General features: G+C 71.8%; 13 protein-coding genes, 1 tRNA gene and 1 other RNA gene. 12 read left to right on the top strand and 3 right to left on the bottom strand.

The window, feature by feature from the left end; all coding sequences use genetic code 11:
* Positions 1-98 precede the first annotated feature (98 nt).
* Positions 99-1,274, top strand: coding sequence for a Zn-dependent hydrolase (locus ACGFN2_RS04780; protein ID WP_393357541.1), 1,176 nt, complete (start codon positions 99-101; stop codon positions 1,272-1,274).
* A gap of 184 nt (positions 1,275-1,458) precedes the next feature.
* Here the strand turns inward: ACGFN2_RS04780 and ACGFN2_RS04775 are convergent.
* Positions 1,459-1,546 (bottom strand) — tRNA-Ser (locus ACGFN2_RS04775).
* 130 nt (positions 1,547-1,676) lie between these two features.
* On the opposite strand from ACGFN2_RS04775, the gene ffs reads away from it, so the two are divergent.
* The 11 genes from ffs (at position 1,677) to ACGFN2_RS04720 (ending at position 14,050) form a co-directional block, all read left to right on the top strand.
* Positions 1,677-1,775: signal recognition particle sRNA small type (ffs, locus tag ACGFN2_RS04770), an RNA gene on the top strand.
* A gap of 46 nt (positions 1,776-1,821) precedes the next feature.
* A complete protein-coding gene (locus ACGFN2_RS04765) occupies positions 1,822-4,359 on the top strand; it encodes a DNA polymerase III subunit gamma and tau (RefSeq protein WP_393357539.1) in 2,538 nt (845 codons plus the stop codon).
* Positions 4,360-4,525: 166 nt separating this feature from the next.
* Positions 4,526-4,876, top strand: a complete 351-nt coding sequence (locus tag ACGFN2_RS04760) for a YbaB/EbfC family nucleoid-associated protein (protein WP_078889642.1) — start codon at positions 4,526-4,528, stop codon at positions 4,874-4,876.
* Positions 4,877-4,927: 51 nt separating this feature from the next.
* A complete protein-coding gene (gene recR, locus ACGFN2_RS04755; RefSeq protein ID WP_393357537.1) occupies positions 4,928-5,527 on the top strand; it encodes a recombination mediator RecR in 600 nt (199 codons plus the stop codon).
* Positions 5,520-6,185, top strand: coding sequence for a DUF5063 domain-containing protein (locus ACGFN2_RS04750; protein ID WP_362603697.1), 666 nt, complete (start codon positions 5,520-5,522; stop codon positions 6,183-6,185). Before recR ends, ACGFN2_RS04750 begins: the two co-directional genes overlap by 8 nt.
* Before the next feature lie 347 nt (positions 6,186-6,532).
* Positions 6,533-7,804: an aspartate kinase gene (locus ACGFN2_RS04745; RefSeq protein ID WP_362603696.1), complete on the top strand. Its 1,272-nt coding sequence runs from the start codon at positions 6,533-6,535 to the stop codon at positions 7,802-7,804.
* Positions 7,801-8,994 carry an aspartate-semialdehyde dehydrogenase gene (locus ACGFN2_RS04740; protein ID WP_393357534.1) on the top strand — a complete coding sequence of 398 codons (1,194 nt, stop codon included), beginning with the start codon at positions 7,801-7,803 and terminating at the stop codon, positions 8,992-8,994. The genes ACGFN2_RS04745 and ACGFN2_RS04740 overlap by 4 nt, the downstream gene beginning before the upstream one ends.
* 515 nt (positions 8,995-9,509) lie before the next feature.
* A complete protein-coding gene (locus ACGFN2_RS04735) occupies positions 9,510-10,172 on the top strand; it encodes a SigE family RNA polymerase sigma factor (protein ID WP_362603693.1) in 663 nt (220 codons plus the stop codon).
* Entirely contained in the window at positions 10,169-11,728 is a 1,560-nt protein-coding gene (locus ACGFN2_RS04730; RefSeq protein ID WP_393357531.1) for a hypothetical protein, read from the top strand. Before ACGFN2_RS04735 ends, ACGFN2_RS04730 begins: the two co-directional genes overlap by 4 nt.
* 89 nt (positions 11,729-11,817) lie before the next feature.
* Complete coding sequence (locus ACGFN2_RS04725; RefSeq protein WP_393357529.1) at positions 11,818-12,717, top strand: SURF1 family protein; 900 nt, start codon at positions 11,818-11,820, stop codon at positions 12,715-12,717.
* A 121-nt stretch (positions 12,718-12,838) separates the two neighbouring features.
* Complete coding sequence (locus ACGFN2_RS04720) at positions 12,839-14,050, top strand: cation diffusion facilitator family transporter (RefSeq protein WP_393357527.1); 1,212 nt, start codon at positions 12,839-12,841, stop codon at positions 14,048-14,050.
* Between the two features lie 87 nt (positions 14,051-14,137).
* Here ACGFN2_RS04720 and ACGFN2_RS04715 read toward each other — a convergent pair whose 3' ends face one another.
* Positions 14,138-15,949, bottom strand: a complete 1,812-nt coding sequence (locus tag ACGFN2_RS04715; RefSeq protein WP_393357997.1) for a S9 family peptidase — start codon at positions 15,947-15,949, stop codon at positions 14,138-14,140.
* A 452-nt stretch (positions 15,950-16,401) separates the two neighbouring features.
* Positions 16,402-17,694 carry a cytochrome P450 gene (locus ACGFN2_RS04710; RefSeq protein ID WP_393357525.1) on the bottom strand — a complete coding sequence of 431 codons (1,293 nt, stop codon included), beginning with the start codon at positions 17,692-17,694 and terminating at the stop codon, positions 16,402-16,404.
* Positions 17,695-17,956: the final 262 nt, after the last annotated feature.

Genomic DNA, 17,956 nt, shown 5'->3' with positions numbered 1-17,956 from the left:
ACCGGAGTGCCCGCTTCCACCGACCAGGAACGCCGGCACAGCACCACACCACACCACATCGCACCTCACTCACCGAACTCGTCCCAGGGGGAACAGTCATGAACAACCCGGCCATCTCCGCCCCGCGCCTGCTCACCGAGCTGACCCACCTCGCCCAGATCGGACAGGGCCCCGAAGGCGGCATCCACCGCGTCGCGGGCTCCAGGGCCGACCTGGCGGCACGGGACTGGCTGAGCAAGACCATGCAGGTGGCAGGACTCACCGGGCACCGGGACGAGATCGGCAACGTGTTCGGCCGCACCCCGGACAGCAAGGGGCCCTGGCTGCTGCTCGGTTCGCACGCGGACACCGTGCCCGGAGCGGGGCACCTGGACGGCGCGTACGGCGTCGTCGCGGCCATCGAAGTGCTGCGCACCCTCGTCGCGGCCGGCCACCCCGCCGCCGAGCACATCGAGATCGTGGCCTTCTGGGACGAGGAGGGCGTCACTCCCGGATCGAACGGCGGCCTGGGCGGCTCGACCGCGCTGTGCGACAGCCCGCACCTCCGCGACATCAGCGCCTACCTCGAACTCCACGTCGAGCAGGGGCCGCGGATGGAAGCGGCGGGCCTGGACCTCTCCGCCGTCACCGGCATCGTGGGCGTGGAACGCTACGAGGTCGTCATGAAGGGCCAGGAGAACCACGCCGGCGCCGCGCCCTTCCACCTGCGCGCCGACGCCGGACGCGCGGCGACCCGTGCCGCCGCCGCGCTGATGCCCCTGTGCCAGGAGATCGACCGCGAAGGGCTCATCGCCAACGTCGGCTCCTGCTCCTTCAGCCCCGGCGCCGCCAACGTCGTCCCCGGCCACGCCAGCCTTCAGGTGGAGGTCCGCGGTACCTCCGACAGCCTGCTGGCGGCCGCGAGAAGCGCGATGGGCGAGCGGTTCGAGCGCATCGCCGAGGAGGAGAACTGCTCCTGCGAGATCGTGCGGGTATCGGCCAAGCCCGTCGCCTCCTTCGCCCCGGAGATCGTTCGCACCATCGAGCAGACCTGCCTCAGGAGCAGCGACAAGGTCACGCGGATGGCCAGCTACGCGGGCCATGACGCCAGCGTCATGAGCGCCCATGTCCCCACCGGGATGATCTTCGTGCCCAGCACCGCCGGCGTCAGCCACAACATCCTGGAACACACCCCCGACCACCAACTCGTCCTGGGCGCCCAGGCGCTCCTGGACACCGCCGTAGCCCTGGCCGAGGAACAGGCACACCAGCCACGCCTGGCCGTCGCCGCCTGACGACCGTCCGCCCCGCGCCGGAGGAAGCCAGGTCAGGACTCTTCTGGCCTGGCGGAGCCGTCTTCGGGATGCGAACCCCGGGGACCGGGGCCTGCGCATGACAAGGGGATGATCCGTCCGCGGAACGCCGAAGGGCCCCACCGCGAACGGTGGGGCCCTTCGACATCGTGCCCGGTGAGAGCACTGGCGGAGGATACGAGATTCGAACTCGTGAGGGGTTGCCCCCAACACGCTTTCCAAGCGTGCGCCCTAGGCCACTAGGCGAATCCTCCGCCGCAAACAATACAAGACGTTGGGGAGTGCTCGCGACCATGATCGTGAGGAGGGGGTCGGAGGGGGAGGGGAGTGGGTCGGGCCGGGGGTCCGGGTCGTTCGTCGGGCGGGGTATCCGCTACTGTGGTGCGCAGCCCCTCACGTGGCGCTATCTGACTGAACTCCCCCAGGGCCGGAAGGCAGCAAGGGTAGGTCGGCTCTGGCGGGTGCGTGGGGGGCGCTTGCGTTTGCGGGGCCCCGCCGGTTGTCAGTGCGGGCCGATATCGTCGTATGCGTGTCGTCCCTTGCGCTGTACCGCCGCTACCGGCCCGAGACCTTCGCCGAGGTCATCGGGCAAGAGCACGTGACCGATCCGCTGCAGCAGGCACTGCGGAACAACCGGGTCAACCACGCCTATTTGTTCAGTGGCCCGCGCGGCTGCGGCAAGACGACGAGTGCGCGCATCCTGGCGCGCTGCCTCAACTGTGAGGAAGGTCCCACCCCCACCCCCTGTGGGAAGTGCCGGTCGTGCGAGGACCTGGCCAGGAACGGGCGGGGCTCGATCGATGTGATCGAGATCGACGCGGCGTCGCACGGTGGCGTGGACGACGCCCGTGAGCTGCGGGAGAAGGCGTTCTTCGGGCCGGCCAGCAGCCGCTACAAGATCTACATCATCGACGAGGCGCACATGGTGACCTCCGCGGGCTTCAACGCCCTGCTGAAGGTCGTCGAGGAGCCGCCGGAGCATCTGAAGTTCATCTTCGCGACGACCGAGCCCGAGAAGGTCATCGGGACGATCCGGTCGCGTACCCACCACTACCCGTTCCGGCTGGTACCGCCCGGGACGCTGCGGGAGTACCTGGGCGAGGTGTGCGGGCGGGAGGAGATCCCGGTCGCGGACGGGGTGCTGCCGCTGGTGGTGCGGGCCGGCGCCGGGTCGGTGCGGGACTCGATGTCCGTGATGGACCAGCTGCTCGCCGGTGCCGCCGCGGACGGTGTGACCTATGCCATGGCGACGGCGCTGCTCGGGTACACCGACGGGTCGCTGCTGGACTCGATCGTGGAGGCGTTCGCGGCGGGGGACGGCGCGGCGGCCTTCGAGGTCGTGGACCGGGTCATCGAGGGCGGCAACGACCCGCGGCGCTTCGTCGCCGACCTGCTGGAGCGGCTGCGGGACCTGGTGATCCTGGCGGCGGTGCCGGACGCGGGGGAGAAGGGGCTGATCGACGCCCCCGTGGATGTCGTGGAGCGGATGACGGCGCAGGCGTCCGTCTTCGGGGCGGCCGAGCTGAGCCGGGCCGCCGATCTGGTCAACGCGGGCCTGACGGAGATGCGCGGGGCGACCTCGCCGCGGCTGCAGCTGGAGCTGATCTGTGCGCGGGTGCTGCTGCCCGCGGCGTACGACGACGAGCGGTCGGTGCAGGCGCGGCTCGACCGGCTGGAGCGGGGCGCGGGCGCGGCGCTCGCGGCCGGGGCCGGCGGAATGAGCGGCGGCGCGGGGCCCGGGGGAGACCTCGGGCCCGGGGTATCGCCCGTGGTGGCGTCCGGTGGCGGGCCCGCGGCCGGTTACGTACCGGGGCCGGAGGCGCATCCACCGATGCCCGCGGGGCCGTCCGGGCCGGCTGCGGCGCGTGCCGCGGTACGGGGCGCGGCGAGCGGCGGTCCGGCCGCCGGGGCCGGTGCTCCGCCGGCTCCCACGCCTCCCACTTCACCTGTCGCCCCGCCCGCCCCGCCCGCCCCGGCGGCGTCCGGCGGCCCCGCGGCCGGTCCCGGTGGCGGGCAGCAGCCCGGCGACGGCAGCGGCGCCGAGGTGCCCCAGGGCGCGGTGGACGCTCCCCAGGGGGGCCAGAGCGGTACGGGAGCGGCGCGGCCCGGGGCCTGGCCCGGAGGCGCGGGCAAGAGCGCCGGCGGCGGTGCTGCGCCCGGCTCCGGCGGTCCTGCGGGTGGCGCCGGAGGTGGCGCCGGACGGCAGCCCGGGGGCTGGCCCACGGCCGTGGCGCCGGGCCAGGGCGGCCGGGCGCCACAGGACGGGGCCCCCGCGGCACCGCCCGCCGCGTCCGGCCCGCCGGCCGGTGCACCTGCGCCCACACCCGCGCCCGCGAGCCAGCCTCCGGCGGCGGCCGGTGCGGCCCCGGGGGCGGCGCAGGGTGCCGCCCAGGTGCGGCAGATGTGGCCGGACATCCTGGAGGCGGTGAAGGACCGCCGCCGTTTCACCTGGATTCTGCTGAGCCAGAACGCCCAGGTCTCCGGTTTCGACGGCACCACCCTCCAGATCGGCTTCCCCAATGCCGGTGCCCGCGACAGCTTCGCCAACGGCGGAAGCGAGGACGTCCTCAAGGACGTGCTGGCCGAGCGGTTCCAGGTGCAGTGGCGGGTCGAGGCGATCGTCGACCCGTCGGGCGGCGCCGGTCCGGCGGCCGGCGGCGCCCCCCGCGGCGGCGGTGGCGGCTTCGGCGGCGGAGGGGGCGGCGGCTTCGGCGGCGGTGCGCCCGCCGCGCCGCAGCAGGGCGCACCCCAGCCCCCGCCCCAGCAGAGCGGCCCCCCGGCACCCCCGTCGTCCGGCGGCCCGTACGGGCCGGACGGCGGCAGCGGCGGCGGTGGAAGCCAGGGTGCGCGGATGGCCCGGGAGGCGGTGTCCTCCCCGTCGTCCGCGGGCGGCGGCCAGGGCGCGCCCGCGGCGGAGCCCGCGTACCGCGCGCCGGAGCCCCCGTCGATCGAGTACGACATGCCGGCCGAGGACGACCCCGATCTCGTCGACTCCGCGCTCAGCGGACACGACCTGATCGTGCGGGAACTCGGCGCCACGGTGGTGGAGGAGTTCAACAACGAGTAGGCGCCGGGCGGCAGCGCGTAGGCGGGCCGGGAGGGGCGAAAGCGGGTAACCGGGCGTACGCCGGGTGTACACCCGCGCTCCTCCCTCCGGCGTAGGGCGCGGGGCCCGTGAAACACGTAGGCTCGGGCTACCGCACCAATCGTTGTCGTATGGCAGGAGTCACGTCGTGATCCCCGGTGGTCAGCCCAATATGCAGCAGCTGCTCCAGCAGGCTCAGAAGATGCAGCAGGACCTCGCGGCAGCCCAGCAGGAACTGGCGGAGACACCCGTCGAGGGTTCCGCGGGCGGCGGCTTGGTCAAGGCGACGGTGACCGGCTCGGGAGAGCTCCAGGGCCTGGTCATCGACCCCAAGGCGGTCGACACCGACTCCGCGGAGGAGACGGCCGAGACGATCGCCGACCTCGTGCTGGCGGCGGTCCGGGACGCCAACGCCAGTGCTCAGCAGCTCCAGCAGCAGAAGCTCGGCCCGCTCGCCCAGGGTCTGGGCGGTGGCGGAATCCCCGGTCTCCCCTTCTGAGGAGTAGCCAACTAGCGTACGCAGCACGGCAGAAGAGAAAGAAGACGTTCCGTGTATGAAGGCGTGGTCCAGGACCTGATCGACGAGTTGGGCAGACTGCCCGGCGTCGGTCCCAAGAGCGCGCAGCGGATCGCCTTCCACATTCTTCAGGCCGAGCCGACCGATGTCCGCCGGCTCGCGAGCGCGCTGATGGAGGTCAAGGCGAAGGTCCGGTTCTGCGGCACCTGCGGCAATGTGGCGCAGGAGGAGCAGTGCCGGGTCTGCCTGGACCCGAGGCGCGACCGGGCGGTCATCTGCGTCGTGGAGGAGCCCAAGGACGTCGTGGCGATCGAGCGGACCCGCGAGTTCCGCGGTCGTTACCACGTCCTCGGTGGGGCGATCAGCCCGATCGAGGGCGTGGGCCCCGACGACCTGCGGATCAGGGAACTGCTGGCCAGGCTCGCGGACGGCACCGTCACCGAGCTGATCCTGGCCACCGACCCGAATCTGGAGGGCGAGGCCACGGCCACGTATCTGGCCCGCATGATCAAACCCATGGGCCTGAGAGTGACGCGACTGGCGAGCGGACTGCCGGTCGGCGGCGATCTGGAGTACGCGGACGAGGTCACGCTGGGGCGGGCCTTCGAAGGGAGGAGACTTCTCGATGTCTGATGCCACGCTGCACAACGCGACACAGGACCCGGACGACTTCGCCGTATCGATCTCCGATTCGATCGAGAGCTTCATCGTCGCGGTCACGGAGGTCGCCAAGGGCGACGAGCCGGACAGCGCGGTGCCCTTCCTGCTGCTGGAGATCTCCCAGCTGCTGCTCACCGGCGGCCGTCTGGGCGCGCACGAGGACTTCGTCCCCGACGAGCGGTACGAGCCGGACATCGGCCCGGAGCCGGACGTCGACGAGCTGCGCGAGCGCTTCGCGAACCTGCTCGACCCGGTCGACGTGTACTCCGAGGTCTTCGACCCGTATGTGCCGCGCAGCGAGCCGGTCGCCAGCCGGATCTCCGACGACCTGGCCGACATCATCACCGACCTGCGGCACGGCCTGGCGCACTACCGAGCGGGCCGGGTCAGCGAAGCGCTGTGGTGGTGGCAGTTCTCCTACCTCTCCAACTGGGGCCCGACCGCCTCGGCCGCCCTGCGCGCCCTGCAGTCGCTGGTCGCCCACGTACGCCTCGACCAGCCGCTGGTCGAGCTGGACGGCCTGGACACCGACAGCGACGTCACCACCGGCGACGAGGAGCTGCTCGCCGAGGAGGCCGGCAAGGTCATGGCGGCGGAGATCGCCGGGCCGCTGGGGCTGCGGGGGCGGTGAGCCCGGGGGACGGCCGTCGGGGCGGAATTCTCCTGCTGCCCGGGTGTCCTCGCCGCGCCCTGACCCTGTGACCTGGGTTACGTTTCCGTGTGTACCGGTCTGGAGCGGGCATGTGCTCGCCGAGCAGGTGCAACGGTGCGCCTTGTGGAAGATCCGCTGCGGGACGTGGAACTCACGCGTCAGGTGATCACGGTGAGCCAGCCGTGATCAATGGGTGAGTCTCATGTCTCACGATGTGGTATCAGCAGGGCGGATTCCGCTTGCTCGTTAGACTGAGCCGACCGCAGTACCCCCATTTCCGGGGGTCCGGGAGGAAACTCCCGAAGAGACAGTTGCGAGGAGCGCACGTGGGCCTTGTCGTGCAGAAGTACGGCGGCTCATCCGTTGCGGATGCCGAGGGCATCAAGCGCGTTGCCAAGCGAGTCGTCGAAGCCAAGAAGAACGGCAACCAGGTTGTCGTGGTGGTTTCGGCGATGGGCGACACGACGGACGAGCTGATCGATCTCGCGCAGGAAGTTTCCCCGATCCCGTCGGGGCGCGAGTTCGACATGCTGCTGACCGCCGGAGAGCGGATCTCCATGGCCCTGCTGGCGATGGCGATCAAAAACCTCGGTCACGAGGCGCAGTCCTTCACCGGTAGCCAGGCCGGTGTCATCACCGATTCCGTGCACAACAAGGCACGGATCATCGATGTCACGCCGGGCCGTATCAAGACCTCCGTCGACGAGGGCAACATCGCCATCGTCGCCGGCTTCCAGGGTGTGTCCCAGGACAAGAAGGACATCACGACGCTGGGGCGCGGTGGGTCGGACACCACCGCCGTCGCGCTGGCGGCAGCCCTGGACGCCGATGTCTGTGAGATCTACACCGATGTGGACGGTGTCTTCACCGCCGACCCGCGGGTCGTGAAGAAGGCCCGGAAGATCGACTGGATCTCCTTCGAGGACATGCTGGAGCTGGCCAGCTCCGGCTCCAAGGTGCTGCTGCACCGCTGCGTCGAGTACGCACGCCGTTACAACATCCCGATCCATGTCCGCTCGTCCTTCTCGGGACTGAAGGGCACCTGGGTCAGCAACGAACCGCAAGGGGACCAGCCGATGGAGCAGGCAATCATCTCGGGCGTCGCACATGACACCTCCGAGGCGAAGGTCACGGTCGTCGGAGTCCCGGACAAGCCGGGCGAGGCCGCGCGCATCTTCCGTGCGATCGCGGACTCCGAGGTCAACATCGACATGGTCGTGCAGAACGTGTCGGCCGCCTCGACCGGTCTGACCGACATCTCCTTCACGCTGCCCAAGGCCGAGGGCCGCAAGGCGGTCGCCGCCCTGGAGAAGACCCGGGCAGCGGTCGGCTTCGACTCGCTGCGCTACGACGACCAGATCGCCAAGATCTCGCTGGTCGGCGCGGGGATGAAGACCAACCCCGGCGTCACCGCGACGTTCTTCGAGGCGCTGTCGGGCGCCGGCGTGAACATCGAGCTCATCTCGACCTCCGAGATCCGCATCTCGGTCGTCACCCGTGCCGACGACGTCAACGAGGCCGTGTGCGCCGTGCACACCGCCTTCGGTCTCGACACGGACAGTGACGAGGCAGTGGTCTATGGCGGCACCGGTCGATGATTCCGGCCGAGGCGGGCCGTCCGTCCCTCGCTGACACGCTGGGGACGGACGCCCGTACGGCCGCCAAGCCGCAGCTCGCCGTCGTCGGTGCCACCGGTGCCGTCGGCTCGGTCCTCCTGGGCATCCTGTCCGAGCGGGCCGACATCTGGGGCGAGATCCGGCTGATCGCCTCTCCCCCAAGCTCTCAGCTGCTCCCCCAAGGTCTCGACTCCGCTCGAACAGGGGGGACCCCCATGCGCAGGGGGGACCCCCACCCCTCGGCCGGCCGCAAGCTCACCGTGCGGGGCGCGGAGGTCGAGGTCGTCGCGCTGAGCGAGGAGGCCTTCGACGGTGTCGACGTCGCGATGTTCGACGTCCCCGACGAGGTCTCCGCACAGTGGGTGCCGGTCGCGGTCTCCAAGGGCGCGGTCGTCATCGACAACGCGGGCACGTTCCGGCTGGACCCGGACGTGCCCCTCGTCGTGCCCGAGGTCAACGCGCACGCCGCCCGGGTCCGCCCGCGCGGCATCATCGCCAACCCGAACTGCACCACGCTCTCGATGATCGTCGCGCTGGGCGCGCTGCACGCCGAGTACGGGCTGAGCGAGCTGATCGTCTCCTCGTACCAGGCCGTCTCCGGGGCGGGCGCAACGGGCGTCGACACGCTGCGGGCACAGCTGTCCGCGGTGTCCGGTACGGAGCTGGGGAACGCGCCCGGCGACGTACGGCGGGCCGTCGGGGACACCCTGGGGCCGTTTCCCGCGCCGATCGCGCTCAACGTCGTGCCCTGGGCCGGCTCGCTCCAGGAGGACGGCTGGTCCTCCGAGGAACTCAAGATCCGTGACGAGTCCCGCAAGATCCTCGGGCTGCCGGAGCTGCCGGTCACCGCGACCTGTGTCCGGGTTCCGGTGATCACGACCCACTCGCTGACCGTGCACGCCCGGTTCGAGAACGAGGTCACCGTCGCCGGCGCGCACGAGATCCTGGCCGCCGCCCCCGGCGTCGTCCTCAGCGACGACCCGGCACAGGGCGAGTACCCCACCCCCGCCGATGTCGTCGGCACCGACCCGACCTGGGTCGGACGGGTACGGCGTTCGCTGGACGATCCGCGGGCGCTGGAACTCTTCGTGTGCGGCGACAACTTGCGCAAGGGCGCGGCGCTGAACACGGCGCAGGTCGGCGAGCTGGTGGCGGCCGAACTGCGGGGGTAGGCAAGGCGGCGGTTTCCGTTGCGCCGCTGGTTGGTTGCGGTGGTGCTCGGCTGCGGTGGTGCCTCGTTGCGCGGTTACTCCGTTGTTCGGCGGCTCTGGTGAGGGCCGTCGCCACCGCGACGGCCGGGCTCGGCAGGTGACGTGGCGGGATCGGTATACGACTTGGCGGGTTCGGCCCCGTGTGCCCCGTGCCTGGGAGATAATTCGTGCAGCGTGTGAAGATTCTGTGAGTGAATCGTCGGCCCCCTCGTGTGATCTGGGCTGATGCTCCGCTCGGCCATTCGCCCCCGCCGTACTGCAACCGACAGTTGGGCGGGGCGCGTCTTTGTGGCTGCCCTCAGGGGTGACCCCGGGGATGCCCGCGGGTCACGAGTGAGCCCTCGGGCGTCAGGGTCTTCACGTAGGGGCAATCAGGGCATTCAGGAAGAGCTGGTACGCATGAGGGCATTTGATGCATCGTCAAAAGCGGTGCCTTGCGCGTACAACCCTTACAGGGGGAAGCGTGTCCAACAAGCGTGGCAGAGGTACTCGGATTCACCATCGCCCCAGCGGGCGCAGCCGGCGCGGCAGTGCACCCACCGCGCTCCCGTGTGTCCGGGGGCATGCCGGTGATCGCTCCCTGGCCCACCACGCGCCCCGCGCAGATTCCCCCGCAACGTGGGGACGCTGACGACGCGATGGCAGCGGGCACCACAGTCGACCACCTCACCGAGACCTACCGCGCGCACTACCGCTCGCTGCTCGGTCTCGCCGCGCTGCTCCTCGACGACACCGCCTCCTGCGAGGACGTCGTCCAAGAGGCCTTCATCCGCGTGCACTCCGCGCGCGGACGGGTGCGCGAACCCGAGAAGACCCTGGCCTATCTCCGGCAGACCGTCGTCAACCTCTCGCGCTCCGCGCTGCGTCGCCGCATCCTCGGGCTCAAGCTGCTGTCCAAGCCGATGCCCGACATGGCGAGCGCCGAGGAGGGCGCGTACGACCTGCTGGAGCGGGACCAGCTGATCAAGGCGATGCGGGGGCTGCAACGCCGCCAGCGCGAAGTGCTGGTGCTGCGCTACTTCGCCGACATGACCGAGGCGCAGGTGGCCGAGACGCTCGGCATATCGCTCGGTTCCGTGAAGGCCTACGGCTCACGTGGCATCGCGGCGCTGCGCGTCGCGATGGAGGCTCCGGCATGAGTGGCACGACGTCCGGCCGGCACCACCCGTACGACGCGTACGGCTCGCACGACACGATCCGCCCGAGTACCCCGATGTTCCCGAGCGCGCCCAACGACCTCATTCCGAGCGACCTTGTGTCGCGCGGCTCCGCTTCGAGCGTCCCCACTTCGAACGACCCCATGGAGTACGGCGGTATCCGCATCCACGGGCCCGGCCTGCTCGACGCGGCGCGCCCGGGCGCGCGTGCACAGTCCGTCGACGGGGTGCTTGGGTCGTATGTGGCGCGTGAGGCGCAAGGTTTTCCCGACGGTGCGCCGGGCGGCGGTCGTCGGCCCGGCGACACCTGCGGGCAGGGTGCGAAAACCGGCCAACTTTCCGGCGGCAGCGATGACATCGCTGTCACGGACGGTGCGCGAGGTGAGACAGAGGGTGTGACGGGCGGCGCCGGCGAGGCCGACAGCCATGCGTACGGCACGGACGGGCCCACCGCCGCCGGTACCGGCGGTGGCAACGGCGGCGGCGACGGACCCGGCCGGAGCCACCCCACCGGCGGCGACTTCGGCGGCGAGGACGACCTGCGGCGGCTGCTGCACGCCCGCGTCGCCGACCTCGAACCCGCACCGGACGCCCTGGATCAGCTGCGCCGTGCGGTGCCCGCCCGCCGCCAGCGCCGCCGGCACGCCGTCGTCGGCGCCGCGGCCGCGCTGCTGCTCGGCGGGACGTCCATCCCCGCCATGGTCCATGTCGCCAACCTCGCCGGCAGCTCCGAGGAGCGGCCCGCCAACGCGGCGGGCACGCCGCACCCCCAGGGCGGCACCCAGGGCGCCCACGGCGAGGGCACCGAGCAGGCCGGTCCCCTGCCGGCCGGCAAGGACGGCGAGCCGGGCGACGAGGGCGAACCCGAGGCCCACGGCAAGGCCACGGAGAAGAACGGCGCCGGCCATGGCGGGGCCGGCAGCGCACCCGCCCCGGACGAGACCATGGACGTCACCTCGCCGGTCTGCGGGCGTGAACAGCTCGGCCGGGGCACCAGCACGGTCGGTGCGGCGGACTCCGTGGGTCGCGTCTACGGCGCGTTCCGGGTGGTCAACACGTCCGGCGCCGCCTGCTCCGTCGAGGGCGGCGGCACCGTCGGCCTGGTCGCCCAGGGCGCCGCGAACGCCGGCCGCATCCACGTCGTCGACCACACCTCGGGCGACGAGGCCACCGGGCTGCCCGACCCGGCCACCACCCCTGACCAGCTGGTTCTCAAGCCGGGGGAGGCGTACGAGGTCAAGTTCGCCTGGATTCCGGAGTCCGGCGGCGGCACCACGGGATGCGCCACCCCGGGCCCGACGCCGACCCCCGAGGCCTCCAAGGACCCGGGCCAGTCCCCGGACGCCGGAACGACGCCCGGCGGCGACGGCGGCGGCCAGGGAGGCGGCGACGAAGGGCCCGGCGACGGCGGGAACGCGTCCGGGAACATCGTGCTCAGCCACACACCGGAGGCCGGCGAACCCGCCGCGGCCGACGCCAAGGTCAAGGACGCGTGTGCCGGGACGGTCTACCGCACCGAGGCGCTGGCGGCCCGATAGGGGCCGACGGCCCCAGGTCCCGGCCCTCGGGACCGGGCCGTGGAGGGGGCGGTGCGGCCCCGCCGCCCGGGCCCCGTACCGTTGGGAGCGTGTACCGGTTCCTGCTGACCCCGCGGTGGTGGGGAATCAACGTCTTCGCCGTACTGGCGATCCCCGTCTGCATCTTCATGGGCAGCTGGCAGCTGAGCCGCTTCGAGGACCGCGTCGACAGCCACCAGCAGCAGGAGGACCGCTCCGCGCGGGCCAAGACCGCGGCCGCCCGCCCGCTGGAGCGGCTGCTGCCCGTCGACAAGATCACCTCCGGCCGCCAGGCCAGCGCCCGCGGACGCTACGACACCGGGCACCAACTGCTCGTGCCGGACCGTACGTTGAAGGACAAGCACGGCGAGCGGCAGGGCTTCTACGTCCTCAGCCTGCTCCGTACGGACGGCGGCAAGGCCCTGCCGGTCGTCCGGGGCTGGCTCCCCGGCGACGCCGGGGCGAAGGCCGACACGGCGAAGGTGCCCCCGCCGCCCAAGGGCGAGGTGACGGTCACCGGCGCGCTCCAGGCCTCCGAGAACCAGGGCACCGACGGCGCCCACGCCGGCGGCGGACTGGCGCCCGGCCAGCTCGGCATGATCAGCGCGGCGTCGCTGGTCAACATCGTGCCGTACGAGGTCCACGACGCCTGGATCACGCTCACCGACACCCAGGCGCCGCTGCGCGCCGTCCCCCCGGCCGCGGCCGAGGGCAGCGGGCTGGACCTCAAGTCCTTCCAGAACCTCGGATACACCGGCGAGTGGTTCGTCTTCGCCGGCTTCGTCGTCTTCATGTGGTTCCGCCTCTTCCGCCGCGACACCGAGGCAGCCAAGGACGCGGCGCTGGGGATCGGCTCGGGGGACGGTCCGGAGTCCGGGCGGGAGTCCGCTGATGAGGGGGAGCAGGCCGCGGACCGGGCTGCCGACAGAGTTCCGGAGAGTGGCGAGGCGGCGGGGGCCGGGCGGGGCTGAGGCACGGACGGGCGGCGCTCCCGCTTTTCGTCCTGAGCGGCTTCTGCAACGAGGTCGCACCTGGTCAGAGGGTGTATGACGGTGGTAGCCGCAATCGGGTCGGCGTGCCACGGTGGGTCGTATGGCAGGCAAGGGCGTACCTCGGCACGGGCCGGACGGGCGCGAGCCCGTGCACGGCTATGGTCATGACGGCGTCGGTCATCCCCACGGGCTTGGTCATCCCCACGGGCTTGGTCATCCCCACGGGGACGGGCACGGCCTCGTCGCGGGCCATGGGCCGGGGCGACCACACGGGCACGCACACGAGCCGTCGCCCGACCCGCGCCGCTCCGGACGCCGGGCGCGGGTCCGGCACCGGCTGGCGCACCTGGTCACCCCGCACAGCCACGCCGCCGTGGACAAGGTCGACGCCGCGCTGGAGACCTCCCGCGAGGGGCTGCGCACGCTGTGGATCTCGCTCGGCATCCTGGGCCTGACCAGCCTGATCCAACTGGTGATCGTCGCGATGTCGGGGTCGGTGGCGCTCCTCGGCGACACGATCCACAACGCCGCAGACGCCCTGACCGCCGTGCCGCTGGGCATCGCCTTCCTGCTCGGCCGCCGGGCCGCGAACCGCCGCTACACCTACGGCTACGGCCGTGCCGAGGACCTCGCGGGCATCGCCATCGTCCTGACGATCGCCGCCTCCTCCGCATGGGCCGCCTACGAGTCCGTGGACCGGCTCCTGCACCCCCGCGATGTCACGCACCTGTGGGCCGTGGCCGTCGCCGCCGTGATCGGTTTCCTCGGCAACGAGTGGGTCGCCCGGTACCGCATCCGCACCGGCCGCAGGATCGGCTCGGCAGCCTTGGTCGCCGACGGCCTGCATGCCCGTACCGACGGCTTCACCTCCCTCGCCGTTCTCCTGGGCGCGGGCGGCGCTGCGCTCGGCTGGCGGCCGGCCGACCCCCTCATCGGCCTGCTGATCACCGCCGCCATCCTCATGGTGCTGCGCGACGCCGCCCGGGAGGTCTACCGGCGGCTGATGGACTCCGTCGACCCCGAACTCATCGAGGCCGCCGAGACCGCACTCCGCGCGGTCGACGGCGTGCACGGCGTCGGGCAGGTCCGGATGCGCTGGATCGGCCACACCCTGCGGGCCGAGGCGGACATCGTCGTCGACTCCCGCCTGACCGTGGTGCAGGCCCATGCGCTCGCCGTCGCCGCCGAACACGCCCTCATCCACGCCGTCCCCCGCCTCACCGCCGCCACCGTCCACACAGACCACACCCCCGAAGACAGCCCCAACGGCCGGGACCCACATGCGGCCTTGGCCCACCACGTCGTTTCTTGACCGCTTCGGGGGCGCCGCCCCAGCCGCTCCAGCGCACTTTGTCCGCTCAGGCGCGGCGACGCCCCTCCCGTCACTGCGGGGAAATGCTCAGCCCCTCCCGTTCACATAGCGCTGGGCGAAATCGAGTTCCAGGCGGACCTGCTTGATGCGTTCCTCCACGACGAGGGAGCCGTGTCCGGCGTCGTAGCGGTAGACCTCGTGCGGATGGGCGCGGCCCTCCAGGCGCTGGACGTAGTTCTCCACCTGCTGGATCGGGCAGCGTGGGTCGTTGACGCCCGCGGAGATGTAGACGGGGGCGCGCACCGCGTCCACGTACGTCAGGGGGGACGAGGCCTCGAAGCGTTCCGGGACCTCCTCAGGGGTGCCGCCGAGGAGGGTGCGGTCCATCGCCTTGAGGGCTTCCATCTCGTCGTTGTACGCCGTGACGTAGTCAGCGACCGGAACCGCCGCCAGGCCCACAGCCCAGGCATCCGGCTGAGTGCCGAGTCCCAGCAGCGTCAGATAGCCGCCCCATGAGCCGCCCGACAGCACCAGCCGTTCCGCATCTGCCAGTCCGGACGAGACCGCCCATTCGCGCACCGCGGCGATGTCCTCCAGCTCGATCAGCCCGACGCGGTGCTTGAGCGCATCCGTCCAGGCGCGGCCGTAGCCGGTCGAACCGCGGTAGTTGACGCGTACGACCGCGAAGCCGTGGTCCACCCAGGCCGCGGGCGACGAGGCGAAGGCGTCGCTGTCGTGCCAGGTCGGGCCGCCGTGGATGTCGAACACCGTCGGGAACGGGCCCTCGCCCGCGGGCTGCTGCACCAGTGCGTGGATACGGCCGCCGGGGCCCTCCACCCAGACGTCCCGCACCGGCACCGAACCGGGCGCCTTCATCCCGGGCGGGTCCAGCACGACCTCGCCGCTCGTCGACCGCACCTCCGGGGGCTGCGCCGCCGACGACCAGAGGAACTCCACCGTGCCGTCCGGCCGCGCGGTGGCGCCCGAGACCGTGCCGGCCGGGGTCTCGACCCGGGTCAGCGAACCGGTGGCCGCGGCGCCGGCCGGGGCGTCGTCGCCGTCCGGTGCGCCCAGCTCGTAGCGCCACAGTTCGCTCCGCGCCTGGTACTCGTGCTCCACCAGCAGCGCCGAACCGTCGGGGTACCAGTCGGCACCCACATCTCCGGGGAGGTCGATGTCCAGGGCGGTCTCCACGCCGGTCAGCGGGTCCCAGATCATCGGCTCCCAGCGGCCCCGCCGCTGATGCCCGACCAGCAGCCGGGCGTCCCCGTCCACCGGCGCGAAGCCCATCACGGACAGGCCCAGCTCCTCGGTCCCGCCCTTGGTGTCGTCCAGCTCGGCGACCGTGGAGCCGTCGGGCCGTACGACGCGGATCGCGGAGTGCATCGCGTCGCCGTGCTCGGTGTGCTCAAGGGCGATCAGCGAGCCGTCGTGCGAGAGGTCGCCGACGCCCGCGGACTCGCGGTGCCGGTAGATCTCCACCGGCGGCTGCCCCGGCCGCACGACATGGACCGTCGAGCCCTCCTCGTCCGTCGAGCATCCGACGACCGCGGTCCCGTCCCGGCTGATCGCCAGGCCTCCCGGATACGAGGGGGCGATGCCGGGGGTGGCCGGCTCGTCGGGGCCGCCCTCGAACGGCTGCCGCATCCAGACGCCGAACTCGTCCCCGTCGGTGTCCGAGAACCACCAGATCCAGCGGCCGTCCGGCGACAGCGTCCCGTCCGTGGTGCCGTTCGGCCGGTCCGTGGCCTGGCGCTGCTCGCCGGTGGCCCGGTCCCAGGCGTAGAGCTCGAAGGTGCCGGTGGCGTTCGAGACGAACAGGGAACGGGCCGGGGCGTCCTCGGCCCAGTCGGGCAGCCCGATCCGCGGTGCGCGGAAGCGCTTCTCCCAGTCCGGCATCGCGGCGTCCGCCGAGCCGCTCGCCGACCCGTCCGCCGCCGCTATCGGGCCGGCCGAGCCCGTCCCGGCCGGGGGCGGGGTGGTGGTCGTCGAAGGGTGCGGGGCGGTGGCGTCGAGGCCTGGGGCTGGGGTCGTCTCGTCAGTCATGGGCCCATTCTGCGCCCGGTGCGGGAAATCCGTCGGCACGGGCCGGAAGGCTGTGGATAACTTCGCCGAATGTGCAGAATTATCGGCCTCGATGATGGGCGGGAGGCCCATTGTGCGAGGTGGGACGAAGGGGCGGCGGCGCCGGGGCGGGCCATGGGCCCCGTAGGGGCACTGGACGAGCCCCGTACGGAGATGTCCCGCACGGAGCCCGCCCCCTCAACGGCCCGCACTGCTCCTCGCCCGACCGCGAGGCCGACCGCGCGCCCGCCCGCGCGACCAACCGCGCACCCCTCCAGACCCGCCCGTCACCCCAGCCGCAGCGGCAGCGCCTCCAGTCGCCAGCTGCCCGGTAGCGCTGTCCGCTCCAGTTGTTCCGGTGCGACGCCCAATGACATCTCCGGGTAGTGCGCGAAGAGCCGGGCGAACGCGACCTCGCCCTCCTGCTTGGCGAGGGTGGCGCCCAGGCAGTAGTGCATGCCGTGGCCGAACCCCACATGGTTCTCCGCGTGTCCCGCGGGGTGCCGGGTCAGGTCGAGCCGTTCGGGTTCGGTGTAGTGGCGGGGGTCGAAGTTGGCCGACACCAGGACCAGTTGGACGGCGTCGCCCTGGCGGATCGGTGTTCCGGCGACCTCGACGTCCTCGGAGGCGTACCGCAGCTGGGTGATGTGGACCGGCCCGCACCAGCGCAGCAGCTCGTGGACGGCACGCGGCATCAGCGCCGGGTCGTCCCGGAGCAGCCGGAGCTGGTCGGGGTGGGTCAGCAGCGCCGTCGTGCCGTTGCCTATGAGGTGGGCGGTGGTCTCGTGCCCGGCGAGCACGACGGTGAGGATCATGGTGACCATCTCGACGTCGCTGAGCCGGCCGCCGTCGTCGTCATGGGTGCGGATCAGCTCGCTGAGCAGATCGTCGGTGAGGGCGCGGCGGCGCTCGTGGATCAGCTCATGGATGTGCTCGATCATCGCCGGGAACGAGACGCTCATCCGCTCCGGCTGCAGCGAGACCAGGTCGGCGCCCCACTTCCGCCACTGCGGACGGTCCGCTTCCGGAATGCCGACCAGTTCGCAGATGACGGTGATCGGCAGGGGATAGGCGAAGTGCTTGATGAGGTCGACCACACCGTCCTCGGCGTGCTCGGGAAGCCGGGCCAACAGCTCGTCGGCGATCTGCTCGACCCTCGGCCGCAGATCGGTGATCTTGCGTGTGGTGAACGCGCGCGACACCAGGCGCCGCAGCCGGGTGTGGTCGGGCGCGTCGTTGTTGAGGATCGATCCCAGCAGATACGGCCGGAAATGCTCGGGCAGCCCCATCATGTCCAGCAGCCTGACCATGGGGTTCTCCTGGAGCGAGTGCCCCAGGGACGGTGCGGTCGGATTGTTCACGAACCGCTGGTCGCGCAGCACTTGGCGGACGTCGTCGAAGCGGGTCACGAGCCAGACCGGTGAGTCGTCCATGAACCGGCCCCGCACGACCGGGCCTTGTTCGCGCAGTGCGCCGTAGCCGCCGAACGGGTCGGTGAGCAGCGCCGGGTCCATCATGTTCGGCTCGCCCGGGTGTTTCCCGACATGTGCGGCGAGCGGGGAGTTGGATAATGCCGACATCTTTCGATCTCCTCCGGGTTGGGAGTCGGTCCGGACGGGTCCGGGTGGGAACCGTTCGGGTCAGAACGTGGACGTGGCTCTTTTCTTTCGCGGAACGCGCGGGAGCAGTCGTGGCCGGGTGTCCGTCGGGCGGAGCCGGGCGGTTGGATTCGCCGGGGTGGATTCGCTCGGGGGTGGTGTCGTGAGGTGCCTCTCCGGCGTCCCCCGGTGGGGAGTTCGGTGCGGGGGACCGCCGCGCACATCCGCCGCAGTACGGGAATGC

The organism is Streptomyces sp. NPDC048612 (assembly GCF_043199295.1).
GTDB lineage: Bacteria > Actinomycetota > Actinomycetes > Streptomycetales > Streptomycetaceae > Streptomyces.
The sequence above is the reverse complement of the archived record's forward strand: the minus strand, read 5'-3'. Positions and strand labels throughout refer to the sequence as shown.